12 protein-coding genes and 1 pseudogene are annotated in these 15336 nt (G+C 52.3%); 9 read left to right on the top strand and 4 right to left on the bottom strand.

Annotated features, from left to right (window positions below; translation table 11 throughout):
- Positions 1 to 2469: a DEAD/DEAH box helicase gene (locus C4J94_RS01550; protein ID WP_124384689.1), complete on the top strand. Its 2469-nt coding sequence runs from the start codon at positions 1 to 3 to the stop codon at positions 2467 to 2469.
- 88 nt (positions 2470 to 2557) lie between these two features.
- On the opposite strand, the gene C4J94_RS27720 is transcribed toward C4J94_RS01550, so the two are convergent.
- On the bottom strand, positions 2558 to 2680 hold the full coding sequence (locus tag C4J94_RS27720) for a hypothetical protein (RefSeq protein ID WP_256657741.1): 123 nt from the start codon (positions 2678 to 2680) through the stop codon (positions 2558 to 2560).
- Between the two features lie 456 nt (positions 2681 to 3136).
- Between C4J94_RS27720 and C4J94_RS01545 the strand changes: the two genes are divergently transcribed.
- Both C4J94_RS01545 and C4J94_RS01540 read left to right on the top strand, forming a co-directional pair.
- Positions 3137 to 4120 carry a hypothetical protein gene (locus C4J94_RS01545; protein WP_124384688.1) on the top strand — a complete coding sequence of 328 codons (984 nt, stop codon included), beginning with the start codon at positions 3137 to 3139 and terminating at the stop codon, positions 4118 to 4120.
- Between the two features lie 218 nt (positions 4121 to 4338).
- Positions 4339 to 4475 (top strand): annotated as a pseudogene (locus C4J94_RS01540) (IS3 family transposase); the annotation flags it as partial.
- Positions 4476 to 4523: 48 nt separating this feature from the next.
- On the opposite strand, the gene C4J94_RS01535 reads toward C4J94_RS01540, so the two are convergent.
- A complete protein-coding gene (locus C4J94_RS01535; protein ID WP_124384687.1) occupies positions 4524 to 5582 on the bottom strand; it encodes a hypothetical protein in 1059 nt (352 codons plus the stop codon).
- A gap of 650 nt (positions 5583 to 6232) precedes the next feature.
- Here C4J94_RS01535 and C4J94_RS01530 point away from each other — a divergent pair.
- Together C4J94_RS01530 and C4J94_RS01525 are read left to right on the top strand one after the other, a co-directional pair.
- Complete coding sequence (locus C4J94_RS01530; protein WP_124384686.1) at positions 6233 to 6493, top strand: hypothetical protein; 261 nt, start codon at positions 6233 to 6235, stop codon at positions 6491 to 6493.
- 599 nt (positions 6494 to 7092) lie between these two features.
- Positions 7093 to 7383, top strand: a complete 291-nt coding sequence (locus tag C4J94_RS01525) for a DUF3077 domain-containing protein (protein ID WP_124384685.1) — start codon at positions 7093 to 7095, stop codon at positions 7381 to 7383.
- A gap of 195 nt (positions 7384 to 7578) precedes the next feature.
- Here C4J94_RS01525 and C4J94_RS01520 read toward each other — a convergent pair whose 3' ends face one another.
- Positions 7579 to 8154, bottom strand: a complete 576-nt coding sequence (locus C4J94_RS01520) for a TetR/AcrR family transcriptional regulator (protein ID WP_124384684.1) — start codon at positions 8152 to 8154, stop codon at positions 7579 to 7581.
- Between the two features lie 144 nt (positions 8155 to 8298).
- Here C4J94_RS01520 and C4J94_RS01515 point away from each other — a divergent pair, with 144 nt between their 5' ends.
- From C4J94_RS01515 to C4J94_RS01505, 3 genes are all read left to right on the top strand, one after another.
- Positions 8299 to 9399 carry an alkene reductase gene (locus tag C4J94_RS01515; protein WP_124384683.1) on the top strand — a complete coding sequence of 367 codons (1101 nt, stop codon included), beginning with the start codon at positions 8299 to 8301 and terminating at the stop codon, positions 9397 to 9399.
- A gap of 71 nt (positions 9400 to 9470) precedes the next feature.
- Positions 9471 to 10259, top strand: coding sequence for an SDR family oxidoreductase (locus C4J94_RS01510; protein ID WP_124384682.1), 789 nt, complete (start codon positions 9471 to 9473; stop codon positions 10257 to 10259).
- Between the two features lie 81 nt (positions 10260 to 10340).
- Positions 10341 to 11339 carry an NADP-dependent oxidoreductase gene (locus tag C4J94_RS01505; RefSeq protein WP_124384681.1) on the top strand — a complete coding sequence of 333 codons (999 nt, stop codon included), beginning with the start codon at positions 10341 to 10343 and terminating at the stop codon, positions 11337 to 11339.
- A 116-nt stretch (positions 11340 to 11455) separates the two neighbouring features.
- Here C4J94_RS01505 and C4J94_RS01500 read toward each other — a convergent pair whose 3' ends face one another.
- Complete coding sequence (locus C4J94_RS01500; protein WP_032878384.1) at positions 11456 to 12742, bottom strand: OprD family porin; 1287 nt, start codon at positions 12740 to 12742, stop codon at positions 11456 to 11458.
- 408 nt (positions 12743 to 13150) lie between these two features.
- Here C4J94_RS01500 and C4J94_RS01495 point away from each other — a divergent pair, with 408 nt between their 5' ends.
- Entirely contained in the window at positions 13151 to 15238 is a 2088-nt protein-coding gene (locus C4J94_RS01495) for a TonB-dependent siderophore receptor (protein ID WP_124384680.1), read from the top strand.
- Positions 15239 to 15336: the final 98 nt, after the last annotated feature.

Below are 15336 nucleotides of genomic sequence, written 5' to 3'. Positions count from 1 at the left end.
ATGGCAATTAGCCTGACTTGGCTCAAAAGCAATAAATTATTTTCAGAAGTTATGAGGAAGACCTCTCTAAATATTCAGCTTGATAATAGAGAGCTGGAGTTCATCCTAAGCTGTGCAATTGTATTTTTTAACGAATACAGTGGCGACAAGAGAAGATCCCCCTACTTTGAGATTGCATACTACATAACCTTAAAGTGCGCAATCAATAACAACTATTATCAACCACTACTAGATGCAAGTTCAAATTTTGGGATCTACCCGGTAGCGCAGTACATATCAAAAAATAAATTAACCGAGAGTTCAACAAGCACAAACTTCACTTTAGAGTACCAGTTAGAAAAATTTCTAAACAAACATATAACTGAAACTTACGAGCAAAAAAAATATCGAGAGCAAATAATTAATAGCGGTAGCAAGGAGAACTGTTACATCGCGCCGACCTCTTTTGGAAAAAGCACATTAATTATAGATATAATAAAAGCAAAAAATCCCAAGAAAACCGCAATCATCGTACCAACCAAATCACTCCTTACACAAACTTACAAGTTAATCAAAGCTAATTTCCCGCTCCGCCACATTATATTTCATGATGAAATGTATGATGGGGCAGGAGATTTTATTTCCATATTCACTCAAGAGCGTGCTCTCAGGCTCTTAAAAAACAAAGATATATCTTTTGAACTTCTGATAATTGATGAAGCCCAGAACTTATTTGAAATGGATGCAAGAAGTATTCTGCTAACAAGGCTAATACGTAGGAATAGACTTAGAAATCCGGAGTCGACAAACTATTATTTATCACCTTTGGTATCTGAAACAGAAAATCTTAAAACTGATGAAAATCAGAGATTTTTTGAACGGCGCATAGCAAGCAATATTAAAGAACCAGAAATCTATGAATTTAAATCCAATGGAGAACAGCACACCTATAATAGATTCATGAATGAGTTTTATCGCTTAGGGAATGAGTCGAGTTTCGTAGACTACATAATAAAAAATAAGAAAGAGAAGAACTTCCTATACCTCAGAGCACCGAAGAAAGTTGAAGAGCTTTCCATGCTTATAAGCAAGGAGCTACCATATATTAGCTCAAGTGTGCTCGGCGATTTATCTCAGACCATTTCAAACAACGTTCACAGTGACTTCTATTGCGTAGAGCATATAAAAAAGGGGATGATTTATTTGCATGGAAAGCTCCCGGACTTAGTAAAAGAATATTTGGAACACAAGTTTGCACAAACCAAAGAACTAAAATACCTGATTGCGAACTCAGTAATTCTAGAGGGAGTTAACCTGCCGATCGACAACCTATTTATTCTAAACACTTACGATCTGGATGGAAAATCATTAACCAACTTGATTGGCAGGGTAAATAGACTTAACGATGTGTTCGATGACAGCAGAAAATCTCTCGACAAACTTCTTCCACCTATACACTTTGTAAACTCAGACCAGTTTAATCGGAAGGGTGGAAAGATGGAAAATAAAATAAGACTTCTAAAAAATGGAATATTTAAAGATAACATAGAAAACCCTCTACTTCTGAATTTCGACTTGAGCCAGGTCATTAAAAATTTAGACATAGCGCGCGAAAATATAGATCAGGATGGTATAGAGACTCTAGAGAGGAAAGTTAATCAATTTGAATACATCCAGAGCAAAGAGGATTTCTTGATACACAGTGATGGGGACGAGTCTAGCAAAGTAAAGCACACGCTTATGGAGTCAGGAATTTCTTCTGTGTACTATAATCCTGAGGGAGTCTTTGGCTTACTTGAAAGGCGCTTAGGTACAATTTCCTCAAGTGAGGAATGGATAACATCCGACGTAATTGACAAAGTGTATTTATATTTTATCAAGTCTCTTGAAAATCAGATTTCAGATGCCGCGTTTCTTCGCCTTCAGCACCAAAAAGCTAGAGATTTCTACAAACTTTTCACAAGAAACCTCCATCGCCTAAATCTTAAAGATCACTTATCAGACACAGTGAAGTATTTCCACAGCATTAAACTTACCGATAGTGGAAAAGAATTTTTCATTGGAAGTTCCTATGGCGAGATAGCCAAAAACAGGGCCGACGGCGTACATGGCAGCAATGTATACATAGATCTATCAAAAAAAACAGACAAAGAGTTAGTAAACTTGGCGCTAGTGAAAATTAAGATAGAAAGTGACTTTGTCTCTTATAGACTCAATGAATACGTGAAAGCCCTTCATGACTTGAGACTACTTACTGAGAACGAGTACAATCTACATATTTACGGAACTAACAAAAAAATAAATGCCGAATTCGTCAAGATGGGCATTAGTGGGTCTTTGGTTAATAAATTGGAGCGTGACAAGCAGACAGGCAATATTTCAATAAGTGAGCTTGGAGAGGTTAGATTCAATAGCGAATTCGCTGACTATGTAAACTCGCAAGATGACCTTGTTCAGTTTGAAATAAGAAAATACATAGACATCCAATAGGGGTTTATTTTTATTTGAATGCAATAATTCTCTCAAGTCGTCCCTGCTAATTTTTAATTGGAGGCCCAATTGCTACGGGTGACTATGATCATTTCAGGGTGTCGTACAGAGTCTCTTTATAACTCAGCTCGCCTTTTTCGACCTGATCAACGACCGATAATTTAAAGGTCAGCGTGTAGTCGCGCTGACTCCGCCTTTTTGCTGACTCCATTACGTCCTCCTGAAAAACAGATCAGAAGGTGTAAATCTTATTCAGGACGGGACAGAGAGAAAAAATAAATCAGTCCCCTTTTCGCCATGAGGAATATAAAATCGAGCTCCGATCTCGAACGCTCACAAAGATGGGGCAGCCAACGTTAATTGAGCGCTTAAAGAACTTCAACACTGACCTTTGCTTACTCACCTCATGATTAACGTTTTAATATAGACGTCAGTAAAAGGGAACGCATTCATTTTCTATCAGATCATCATGGGGTGATGGATCTAAGGAAAAATAAAACCGCCCCCTTTTGCTCAGGGTGAAAAAATCATGGCCTTAACTCAATTCCTCTTGTGCCATGTGGAAGGGATAATTGTGCAATTCGAAACCTAAGATCAATCAAATGCCATTATTATGGTGTTGTTGCCGAAAATCATGGTCAACTACTGATTAACTTGGAAGAAATTGATGTCAAGGAATTACTGGGGTTACCGCATCGACAAACGCAATATTGCGTTTTTCCGGCAAAAATTAGAGAAAGGACGGCTCCACCAAGGCTGGGGGGAAACTCCAGATCAGGAGCTGACTCACCCGGACCTTAGCGGTGGCGCTAAACGCAACCTGCCAATCTACAACAAGGTGAAAAAGGGCGACATCCTTCTGGTCCCAAGGCTGCCCAACCACCATGAGGTGGCCCTCGTGGAAGCAACGGAAGACTTCAACCTTGGCTATTCCTATGCGCCTGATCCGGTGTTCAAGGACTATGGCCACAGCTTCCCGGTCAAACAACTCAAACAGTTCACCCGCAAGAATGCCAATGTGCCTGGCAAGATCCGTGCTGCACTGGGTTCTAGATCAAGGTTCTGGAGCCTAGACGCCTGCGCCAAAGAAATTGAAGTGCTAATTGCTTTAGATGACAACGCCATGCGCAGCAGCCAAAGCTTTACCGATCGCTTTGCCGATACGGTCCAAGATAGCTTTGCAGCCGCCTTTGATGAGCAAAAATTCACCACCTCGCTATACGAAAAGATTGCCAACGGCTTCTCCAACGCGGAATGGGAGTTTGCCTTGGTTGAAGGACTCAAGCGCCTGTACCCTACCCCTTGCAAAGTGACACGTCGCGGTGGCCCTGAAGAAGTGCATCACGGTACCGATATCTCCATCACGATCCCAGGACTGACCGATTACAGTTACCTCATCGCTATTCAAGTAAAGCACTACATCGGCAAAGTCTCAGAAGCACCGCTTAAACAACTCAACAAGGCCGATGCTTACTGGAGTGACGATCCGAAAGTTCGTTTAATCGACAAGATCTTGATCGTGACCAAAGCTCATGCGGAGCAGAACCGACACCTCGCCGAAAACCAAGACGGCATCACAGTTTTATTTGGTAACGATGTCCAAGCCCTCCTGCTACGAATAGGAAAAGCTTATAAAGGTCTGCAACAATGACATTGCTAATTTGCCGACCAAGAACGTGAAGCGAAACTAGATAGTTTGAGGGATCTATTGGCTCTGCTTAACAAGCATGTGGGCTTGCTGCCATCTCTGCCTGAATCGACCGCCGGGTTCCCTGACTCAGCCGGGGCAAAGTCGGTCGGTCACGTTACCCAAAGGAACTGACGACACGGTTACCAGTTCTTTAGCTGCTGTTCAACTTGTCCGATGAGACAGCCCAAGAAGAGTACCGAAACATCAGCTATTATCTGCCACATCGGTACAACTGGATTCGACCCCATCAATTCAACGGTGTGTTGGTGCCAGTTCAGGCCAGAAAAAACCTAACGTCGTGAGCGGGATTAGTTGACCACCAACTGACTACTACATGGCCAGGCCTAATATCCTGGACATGGCATCAGGCTTTAGTCGGTTGTTCCACTGATGGGGTCTCAACAAAGGCATCGCTGTTATAAATGTATGGCTCCAGTACGGATAGGATGGCTTCAACTCTACGTTCTTTCGATTTAGGGAGGTAGTGCCGACCTTTGTCGACAAAGTCGTACCGTCCATCGCGTTCGAAAAACTTAATGTCATAGCCTGCGAACTCACACAAAAGTCTCATGAATGATCGGCAATAGCGGTAAGCGCCTATCAACTCATCGCTATTATCACCCAACGGCGTAAATGCCTTACGTCCATCTTCGGATGTTTTTATACAGTCCGGATACTTTCGCTTTAAACTCTTCTCATATAGCGGCCCAAAAATGGGCTCAAGCACCAAAAGACTGCCTAATTGATAGACTTCATCGCAGGCAACTATGTAATTCTGAACGCGCTCGACATCATCCGCAGTGGTCAGCGTTACATATATGGCATGCCGAGCAGTCCTAAGAAAATTGATTGCTTCTTCAAAACACGCAGTATTGATATCCGGAATGCCTTCATTCGGAGGTGTATTTTTGAAAAACTTCAAATGTAGCCTAGGATGCAATGCAAACACCGCTTTAATGCCACCTTCATACGTACGCGCAGGAATCCCGCCGAAATGATCAATCAGCGCCTTCTTGTGCGCGTAGTAAGTATCAATATTGTTTTTATATGAGGCAAGCTCGATTTGTTCCGCCGTCTGTAAAGTTGCGTGAAACCGCCATATCAACAGAGAAAACGGTAGCGCCAGAGATAGTAGAAGCAATGGCAAGGTACTTATTTTTATAAAATTTTCAAAGCCCTTATCACTAAGATCCAAACTGGACTGCCCCCAAACGATAGCGCCAAAGGAAAAAAAATAGGTCAAGGGTAAGCAAAGACTAAACCAGAGCAACGGCTGATGGGCAAGGCTCTTTTTCGAGTTCAATGTAACCATCGCTAGAAGCGATGGGGCTTTATCTGCCTTTATGACGATCGTCAGCATGATAATGGCGACAACAAGTAGGGGCGGCACCAAAATAGCAGACCACAAAATTTCAGCTTGCATGTAGGAGGATTCCCTTCATCTTTTTAAAATCTGCCTGATTCAAATTAACGCTGAGCCCGACTGCTCAAGCGGGCGGCCGCGAGTCTATGAGTCTTTGGTTTCCAATGCCAGTTTCACCACATATCCACTGCCTTCCATCGATGCATCATATCCCCTTCACACCACGCAGTCTCCTCGGGCTGCGAGTTCAACCGCAGCCGAACCCTGCCAATTACCTAAGCCGGCAAGTCGTCGGCAGCGTTCGAGCTCATGAGGTTTACCATGCGGAGCGCTGCTCTGGGGTGAACTACGTGCAGATCGACAACGCGCCGACACCTCGTAGATCCCGGATTCGATTCCACCGAACGCCATAAATAGCTGATTATTTATAGTTACTAGTTGGGGTACGCCAAATTTTCCACCGAATTCCAGATCCGCAGAAAACATAGCCTCGCTGCAATCTACCGTTCGTCTGGTGCCGCACCATACGCAGTAACGTAAAGGCTCACCGAAAGGTAGGCCTTGTTGTTTTTCCAGATGTCTCGCATTTTAGGCCAACACTTCTAACCGCCTGAAATTTTTGATAAAAGGTAACCCTCGCCTTGATTCGGAGTCTCGGAACAAGGAAATGACTACTTTCTACCCATCGGACAGCTACAGTTGGAGAACCAATGAGTTTCTACATGATTACCTACGGGACGGCTCAAATCGAAGAACTCTTCATTGGCGAGACTGAGGAAAGTACTGTAGCAAATGCGCGGGAGCTCATCGACCAATGGCCCGAATACGCAGAGCTTTCAGACGAAGAAATCGTTGAGCTAGCCAAGTCTGAACAAACTGAATTTGACCTGCTCGAGATTCATGCCCCTTGGCCAGTCGATGGCACAAGTCGCAGCCATCTCATTGCTCTTTATGAGCAACAATGTAGCTGAGATAGCTGCTAATACCCCTTGGAATTCCCGCTCTTTAAGTTCCGTATGGGCGACTCGGTACGGTAATAGCCGAGTATTGCGCCTTAATGATCTACCTAATCGCTTGGGGGGTGAGCCCGGCTGGATGCGTCCGCAGGATTTCGCGCACCACATCGGTAAAGCTGAGGTTGGGTCGCATCAACACCCCTTGTTTTCCGTGCCAGCTGAAAAAGGAATGTTATTTCACCATTACTCTACGGAAGGATCTTACCTTCTTTGCGGGTTGCGACCCATAGATCATCGCGTTAACCTCCTTCACGTCGCTGCTCATCAGCGACCGGGCCTGGAAACCCGTTACCGAGACGCACGCCGCGTCGTCAAACAATCAGCAGACGCTTTTTTTATGCCTGCCGTTTGTGCTTTTTGGCGGCCGTGTGTGGGAGACATTCGTGTCTGCCGAGTTGTCTCTGTCTCGGTTTCCAGCCTGCGCACGGCTGCCACCCATCGCCTGGAAACGATGTGTGGTCGTCTCAATTGGTCATCAGAGAGGTTCACACCATGCATGATTACCGTAGGGCCGTCTGTACCAGTACCTCCCCCACTTTTCTCGGGAGGCATCAATGAGCAAACCTACCTCAGTCGAAACCATCGGTTCCGTTACCTTCGCAGACTGCGGAGAGAACAAAAGCCATCTGAAGCTCTTCCGCGTCAACGCAGGGGTCCCCATTCTGGAAGCCCTTGAGCACGCCTCGCATGTCCTCTACTACGCAAAAATGCTCTCGCTCGAAGCCGCCATGGATCCTAGAGCAGAGAAGTTTGCGTTCGCCTCGCACTACCTGGGCGAAATGGGCAAGGCCATCATTGATGACCTGCTTCTGACGTTGCAGCCAGGCGGGCCACACCCGCTATAAGCAGCATGGCCGGTGCCCGATACGACCATCGGGCCTCTGCCAAGTGTGATCAGCCAACACTTCACTCCCTCCGATTACGAATCGACTGTGTTTCGGCTCTTTTCCGAGTAAACACCCGTATGTTGGAAATGAATGGTCCTGGGCCTTGTTTCAAACATGAGTGACATGACAAGTAATAACCCCGCGACTCTTCCTCTACGCCTCACCCAACAACGACTCCGTCATCCCCCCATGACACACCGCCAATATCTCATCCGCCAACGCCGAATCATCAGGACACGCACGGGACAACATAATGGCACCAACCCCCCGCGCCAGCAGGTCGATCATTTTCGCCCTCGCTTCATCCGGCGCAGCATCCGGGCCGGTCGGGTATTTTTCGCCGAGGGTTTGCAGCAGGCGCTCGATGCCTTCAGCGAAGGCCGCTTTCAAATCATCCGATTGACGCGCCGCGTCGCCACATAACGCTGCCATGGTGCAGCCCGTGGCGCGGCCGTCGCGGTGGTCTCTGGATACGTAGACGTCGATGAAGTCCTGCACGCTCAACCGTTCGGCGCCGGCCAGTGACTGCGCAAGGCTGTTGGCTGAGGCTTCGGCCATCAGGTCGGCCTTGGAGCCAAAATGTTTGTAGAAGCCGCCATGGGTGAAGCCGGCGGCGGCCATCAGGTCGGCCACGCCGACGCCGTCAAAACCACGCTCGCGAAACACCACTGAGGCTGTTTCGACGATGTGTTCCCGGTTTGCCTGGGCCTGGGCCTTGGATACGCGCATGTTCGAGCCTCTCTACCGCTGAATTCATCGCCTAATGATACATAGATGTCATTCATAATCAAAACCGTTGACAGTTTAGATTTCGATCATCATCCTAATGGCAGGCGATATGACCCTTTACCCACGGGCACGGAACAAGCACCCATGAGCGATCTGAATCTGTTTACCCCTTACACACTTGGCGCCCTGGCGCTGTCGAACCGTGTGGTTCTGGCGCCGCTGACGCGCAATCGCGCAGGCGAGGGTTTTGTGCCGAGTGAGTTTGCTGCGGCCTATTACAGCCAGCGAGCCAGCGCGGGCTTGCTGATTTCCGAAGCCTCGCAGATCTCGCAGCAGGGCCAGGGCTATCAAGACACGCCGGGCATTTACACCCAGGCGCAGATAGACGGATGGCGCAAGGTGACGGATGCGGTGCACGCCAAGGGTGGGAAAATGTTCCTGCAGCTGTGGCATGTAGGCCGCGTGTCCCACGTGGATCTGCAACCCCAAGGCGCGGCGCCGGTCGGCCCTTCGGCGCTTCGTGCCGCGACCAAGGTGTTCGTCAACAATCGCTTCGAGGACGTCTCCGAGCCGCGCGCACTGGAGGCTGACGAACTGCCGGGCATCGTTAACGATTTCCGCCAGGCGGCGGTGAACGCGATTGCGGCAGGCTTCGATGGCGTGGAAATCCACGGTGCAAACGGCTATTTGCTCGATCAGTTCATCAAGGACGGCGCCAACCAGCGCACTGATGCCTACGGCGGTTCGATCGCAAACCGTGCGCGCCTGTTGCTGGAAGTGACGGCTGCTGTGGCCGCCGAGGTGGGGGCTGATCGCACCGGCATTCGCCTGTCGCCTGTCTCGCCAGCCAATGGTGTGTCGAGCAGCGACCCACAGGCTCAGTTCGATTACATCGTCGATCAGCTCAACGCCATGGACATCGCTTATCTGCATGTCGTCGAAGGCGCGACCGGTGGCCCACGCGACGTGGCGCCGTTTGATTTCGAGGCCTTGCGCCAGCGCTTCAAGAACACCTACATCGCCAACAACGGCTATGACCTGGACCTGGCCGAGGCACGCCTGGCCCATGACAAGGCCGACCTGGTTGCCTTTGGCCGCCCATTTATCGGCAACCCTGATCTGGTGGAGCGCCTCAAGACGGGCGCGCCATTGTCCGCCTTCAACCCGGCCACGCTCTACGGCGGCGGCGCAGCGGGCTATATCGATTACCCGACCCTTGCCGAATCGAGCGCTGCTGCGAACTAGTAACGGCTGATCGAGCCTGGTTTTACTCGTGCATCAATCCCAATCGTTGTTCCTGATAAAGAGCTGACATCATGACTACTCGCCCTACCGTTCTCATCACTGGCGCTTCCACTGGCATCGGCGCGGTTTACGCCGAGCGTTTCGCCCAACGCGGGCATGACCTGGTGTTGGTCGCCCGCGACCACACGCGCCTGGAAACGCTTGCCACGGCGTTGCGTGACACCCATAACGTCGCCGTTGAAGTGCTTCAGGCCGACCTGACGCAGCTCAGCGATCTGCACACCGTTGAAGCCCGCCTGCGCGATGACGCGCACATCGGCATTCTGGTCAACAATGCCGGCGCCGCACAGTCTGGAAGCTTTATCGAGCAAAGCACTGAAAGCGTTGCGCATCTGGTGGCCCTCAACACCACCGCGCTGGTGCGGCTTGCGAGCGCTATCGCACCCCGCCTGGCCAAGGCAGGTGAAGGCGCGATCATCAACATCGGTTCGGTGGTGGGGCTGGCGCCTGAGTTCGGCATGTCGGTGTATGGGGCGACCAAGGCATTCGTGCTGTTCCTCTCCCAGGGCCTGGACCTGGAGCTTTCGCCTCAGGGTGTTTATGTACAAGCCGTGCTGCCTGCTGCCACCCGCACAGAGATTTGGGATCGCGCCGGTATCGACATCAACACCTTGAGCGAAATCATGGAAGTGGGTGATCTGGTGGATGCCGCCCTGTTGGGTTTCGACCGTCGCGAACGGGTGACCATTCCTGCGCTGCAGGAAGGCGAGCGCTGGGATGCACTGCAAGCCGCGCGTGGGGGGCTTTTGGCGCAGATCAAGCAGTCTACCGTGGCGCCACGCTATCTGACTCAAGCCTGATCCAGCTCGGCCCCGGCAGCCTGAACACCTCAAGGCTGCCGGGGCCGCGTCTCTTATTCCACCGACAAGAGCAGTCGCAACATGAAGGCATTTTTTATCGACCGCTACGGCAAACAGAACGGAAGGATTGGCGAAGTGCCTGACCCTGCGGTCGGTGTGCATGACGTTCTGGTCCAGGTGCACGCAACGAGCGTGAACCCGTTGGATTCAAAGATCAGAACCGGCGAGTTCAAACTGATTCTGCCCTATACCTTTCCGTTGATATTGGGCAATGACCTGGCCGGAGTGGTCGTTCGCACGGGTGCGGCGGTGACGCGATTCAAGCCGGGAGACGAAGTCTACGCGCGTCCTCCCGAGGCACGGATCGGAGCCTTTGCTGAACTGATCGCCGTGGACGAAAACGCGCTGGCGCACAAACCCTCGAACCTGGACATGACCGAAGCGGCGTCCATCCCCTTGGCTGCCTTGACGGCCTGGCAGGCGCTGGTTGAAACCGCCCGGCTGAAAAAAGGCCAGAAGGTGCTGATTCATGCCGGATCCGGCGGTGTCGGCACGCTTGCCATCCAACTCGCCAAACACCTCGGTGCGTTCGTTGCTACCACCACCAGCACGGCGAACGTGGATTGGGTGAAAACACTCGGGGCGGATGTGGTCATCGATTACAAGCAGCAGGATTTTGCCGACGAGTTGCGCGATTTCGACGTGGTGTTGAACAGCCTCGGCACTGATGTACTGGAGAAGTCGGTCAAGGTACTAAAGCCGGGCGGGCAGCTTATTTCTCTGTCGGGGCCACCGACCGCGCAGTTTGCCCAAGCGCAGGGCTTGCCTTGGGTGCTGGGGCAGGTCATGCGCCTGCTGAGCAGCGGTATTCGCAGAAAAGCCCGCAAACAGGGGGTGAGCTATACGTTTTTGTTCATGCATGCCGACGGGATGCAGCTGCAGAAAATCACCTCGCTGATTGAGGCTGGCGTCATCAAACCGGTTGTTGACCGTTCCTTCCCTTTTGCATCGACTGCAGAGGCGTTGCGGTACGTCGAACAGGGCAGAGCAAAAGGCAAGGTCACCATCGCACTCCGATAGGATTTTTATTGTCGGAGCGGCTCTCAAGGCCTGGCGCGGTCAACTTCAGACATAAAAAAAACCCCGAACCAGTCGGGGTTTTTTATCGCCGGGTATCAGGCGCGACCTGCGATCAATTAGAAAACGTTGATCGGGTAGTCGGCGAACAGGCGGATTTCGTTACCGCCTACGTTGTAGTTACTGGCGTTGTTGGAAACGCGCAACCACGAGGCGCGAGCACGCAGGCTCAGGTCTTTGGCCGGGCCGCTCTGTACCACGTACTTGAACTGGTTCCAGATTTCACGCTCGGTACCATCGCCACGGCCAGTGCCGTCGTCGATATTGGTACCGCGTACATAGGCGATGTTGTAGGTCAGGCCCGGTACGCCGAAGGTGGCGAAGTCGATGCCGTAGCCTGCCTGCCAGGAGCGCTCGTCCTTGCCGTTGAAGTCGGACCAGTAGGAGTTGGCCAGCAGGATGGTATTGCCGCCGTCGCCGATGCCGCCAGCGTTGCGGTAGCCGCCGTACAGGTAGCCGGTGTCACCGGTGCTGCGCTGGTGAGCGAGGGTGAAGCTGTGAGCGCCAACGGCCCAGGTAGCGCCCAAGCTCCAGATCTTGTTGTCGCGGGCGTCCGCATCACCTTGGTTTTCCAGGGCGAAACTGCGGTCCAGCTTGGTTTTGTAGCCATTGAAGTCAAAGGTCAGCGACTGTTTCTCTGGCAGCGCCAGCACGTAGTTGACGTTGACGTACTGCTTCTTCAGCACGTCCTGCATGTCGGAGGCATACAACGCAGCCGACAGGCTTTCGGTGAATTTGTAGCTACCACCGATGTAGTTGATGCTTTTCAGACGGCCGCTGTCGCTACCTTCGGCGCTCTTGCGTGCTTCCTTGGTGAAATGACCGGCGTCCAGTTGCAGACCGGCGATTTCCTTGGAAACAATCGAGGTGCCCTCGTAGGTTTCCGACAACAAACGCGAATTGTCGTACTGCAACACAGGCACGGCTGGCATCTGCTGACCGTATTTGATCACGGTGTTGGAAATACGCGCCTTGACGGCTGCGCCGCCTTTGGCCAGATCGTTGGCAGCTTCGCCGCTATCGCCTTGCTTGAAGAAGTCGATACCGCCCGCACCGCTGCGACCCTTGCCGCCGTCCAGACGAATCGCGTATTGGCCGATAACGTCCACACCCACGCCCACAGTGCCCTGGGTGAAGCCGGACTCGAACTTGCCGATAAAGCCTTGGCCCCACTCGGCCTTGTCCTGCTTGCCGTTCTTGTAGTCACGGCTGATGTAGGCGTTACGTGCTGCGATGTTCAGGTGGCTGTCTTCAACGAAACCCTTGGATTGCTCCTGGTCGTTCGCCATGGCTGTCGATGCGCTCAAAATCCCCAGAGCGATCAGACTCATCCGTTGCTTCAACATGTTCTTATATTCCTTATTACTGGTTGAGTACGCGCTATGACACCAGGCCCCGTATCGCTTTCTGATGTCGACTTTCTCCAGAAAAAACAAAGCCCGCGGACGACTGAACTGCCGCGGGCCTTTTCTTATTGGATGAGTCATGGCTGTTAGCCACAGGCGTTGGACGCAATCCTATGCGCGCGTTGAACTATGTGTCAATTTCGTGAACCACTTGGATTTAGGCTAAATAATTCTAAGCAAAGACCCATTGCGCCCCGGCGAAGGGTCTGAAAATTCCTGTTCTCCCCCTGTAAAACATATTAAGTAACAAATTAGCAGCCGGTACGTTTGGGAATAGATCACGCGAGCAAATGCAAAGCATTACCATTCGCGCACTTTTCCATTCTGACAATTCGGACACTTTTCCCCATGCTTGCGCCTCGCCTGACACCCCTTTCCCTCGGGCTTTCTGTAGTGCTGTCTGCCGGTTTCGCCTGTGCAACCACCGTCTTGCCCGCCACTTCGATCAACGCCGAAGTCGACGAAGACGACCCACGCGTCAAGCAGAGCAACACCGCCACGCGCACTGCGACTGCCGTGCGTTATGTGCCCCAGGCCATCGATTCGGTGAAAACCGAAAACCTGCGCGCCTATGGCACTAACGATCTGGGCCAGGCGTTGAGCGGTATTCCCAACGTCAGCAGCGGCGCCGACACACGTTTCGACAGCCTGCGTATCCGCGGTTTCGACGCGAGCAATGACTTCTACCTGGACGGCATTCGCGACGACAGCCAATACGTGCGCGACCTGCACAACATCGAGCGCATCGAAGTGCTCAAGGGGCCGGCGGCAGTGCTCTACGGGCGCGGCGGCCAGGGCGGGATCGTCAACCGTGTGAGCAAGCTGCCAACCCCCGGCCGCGAATCCAGCATCGAAGCCCAGGGCGGCAGCAACGATTTGCGCAGCTTGTATGCCGACCTGAGTACCGACCCCAGCGATGACATCAGCCTGCGCCTGAACATGGGCAACCAGGACAACAACAGCTTTCGCGACGGCGTCAGTGGCAACCGCCAGTTGTTCGCGCCGTCGATGAGCTGGCAGCTCACACCCGAGCTGAACTGGTTGGTGCAGTACGAATACAGCCGCTACAACCGCACGCCGGACCGTGGCATTCCTGGCGTCAACGGGCGCCCAGCCGATGTGAGTCGTAGCACCACCTACTTCTCCAGTGGCGATTACATCGATGACACCTCCCAGTCCCTGCGCTCCAGGCTCGCCTATGAGCTCAACGACAACTGGCAACTGCGCCACACCCTGGGCGTGTTCAAGCTCGACAGCGATTTCGACAACACCTACCAGACCGGCTACGACGCGAAAACCAACACCGTCAGCCGCCAGCATTGGCAACAGGACCTGACCACCCGCAATGTGTTCAACAACCTCGAAGTGGAAGGTGGTTTCGATACCTTCGGGCTAGAGCACCGCCTGCTCACCGGTATCGAACTGGGCAGCCAGCGCCGCGATCCGAAACTCTACTCCGCCACCGCAGCCAATCGGGGCGGCCAGGCCGTGCCGAGCCTGGACCTCAACCGGCCCAATCGTAATCTGCGCCATACCGGACGCATGAGCCTGTCGAGCGACAACCACACTGAAGTCGAAAGCCGCGCGTTGTACGTACAGGATCAACTGCGCCTGAACGATCAGTGGCAACTGCTGGGCGGGCTGCGTTATGACCGCTTCGAAGTGGACACCACCAACAAACTGCTCAACACCCGGCAGGACGTGAAAAGCCACAGCACCAGCCCACGTTTGGGCCTGGTGTGGACGCCGCTGGAGCATCACTCGTTCTATGCCTCGTGGAGCAAAACCTTCTCCCCGGCAGGCGGCGGCTTGATCGGCATCACGCCGAATGCGGCCGGCAGCGTCAACGACCTGAGCCCCGAGCTGACCAAGCAGAAGGAAATCGGGGTCAAAAGCGATTGGCTCGATGACCGCTTGAGCACCACCCTGGCCGTGTACGAACTCGAACTCTATAACCGTCGCACCAGCGACCCTCTGGACCGCACGATCACCCTGCTGACAGGTAAGCAGACTTCACGCGGTATCGAGCTGACGGCCACCGGTAAGGTCATCGGCAATTGGTACGTGCGTGGCGGTATCGGCTTGCAGGATGCCAAGGTCGATGAGGACAACAATGGTTTCGAAGGCAAGCGCATCAGCGACGTGGCCAAGCGCAATGCCAGTTTGTTCATCACCTGGAAACCGGAGATGGGCTGGTATGCGGAAACCGGGCTGACCCTGGTCGGTGATCGTTATGCCGACAACCTCAACACCGTGGTGTTACCGGGATATGGTCGCTGGGACGCGCTGGCCGGGTTCCGTCAGAAGGCGTGGGACGTCAGCGCGGCGCTGAACAATATCGCCGACAAACACTATTACGCCTCAGCCACTAGCGTCGCGCAAATCCAGCCAGGCGAACCACGTAGCCTGGTGGTGACTGGCACTTACAGCTTCTAGATTCCATCAGGCCAGACGCAACCAATGTGGGAGGGGGCTTGCCCCCGATTGCGGTGTGCCAGCCAACGAAATAATGACTGACCCACCACTATCGGGGG

Origin of the sequence: Pseudomonas sp. R5-89-07, assembly GCF_003851685.1 — a bacterium.
Lineage (GTDB): Bacteria > Pseudomonadota > Gammaproteobacteria > Pseudomonadales > Pseudomonadaceae > Aquipseudomonas.
Note: the sequence above shows the minus strand (reverse complement) of the source record. Positions and strands in the feature narration are given on the sequence as shown.

What these genes read in the sequence shown, in the direction of transcription:
- C4J94_RS01530 (WP_124384686.1), top strand. Translation starts at nt 6,233, where the DNA reads ATGAGTTTCTACATGATTACCTACGGGACGGCTCAAATCGAAGAACTC.
- C4J94_RS01520 (WP_124384684.1), bottom strand. Translation starts at nt 8,154, where the DNA reads ATGCGCGTATCCAAGGCCCAGGCCCAGGCAAACCGGGAACACATCGTC.
- C4J94_RS01500 (WP_032878384.1), bottom strand. Translation starts at nt 12,742, where the DNA reads ATGTTGAAGCAACGGATGAGTCTGATCGCTCTGGGGATTTTGAGCGCA.
- C4J94_RS01525 (WP_124384685.1), top strand. Translation starts at nt 7,093, where the DNA reads ATGAGCAAACCTACCTCAGTCGAAACCATCGGTTCCGTTACCTTCGCA.
- C4J94_RS01505 (WP_124384681.1), top strand. Translation starts at nt 10,341, where the DNA reads ATGAAGGCATTTTTTATCGACCGCTACGGCAAACAGAACGGAAGGATT.
- C4J94_RS27720 (WP_256657741.1), bottom strand. Translation starts at nt 2,680, where the DNA reads ATGGAGTCAGCAAAAAGGCGGAGTCAGCGCGACTACACGCTGACCTTT.
- C4J94_RS01495 (WP_124384680.1), top strand. Translation starts at nt 13,151, where the DNA reads ATGCTTGCGCCTCGCCTGACACCCCTTTCCCTCGGGCTTTCTGTAGTG.
- C4J94_RS01550 (WP_124384689.1), top strand. Translation starts at nt 1, where the DNA reads ATGGCAATTAGCCTGACTTGGCTCAAAAGCAATAAATTATTTTCAGAA.
- C4J94_RS01515 (WP_124384683.1), top strand. Translation starts at nt 8,299, where the DNA reads ATGAGCGATCTGAATCTGTTTACCCCTTACACACTTGGCGCCCTGGCG.
- C4J94_RS01510 (WP_124384682.1), top strand. Translation starts at nt 9,471, where the DNA reads ATGACTACTCGCCCTACCGTTCTCATCACTGGCGCTTCCACTGGCATC.
- C4J94_RS01535 (WP_124384687.1), bottom strand. Translation starts at nt 5,582, where the DNA reads ATGCAAGCTGAAATTTTGTGGTCTGCTATTTTGGTGCCGCCCCTACTT.
- C4J94_RS01545 (WP_124384688.1), top strand. Translation starts at nt 3,137, where the DNA reads ATGTCAAGGAATTACTGGGGTTACCGCATCGACAAACGCAATATTGCG.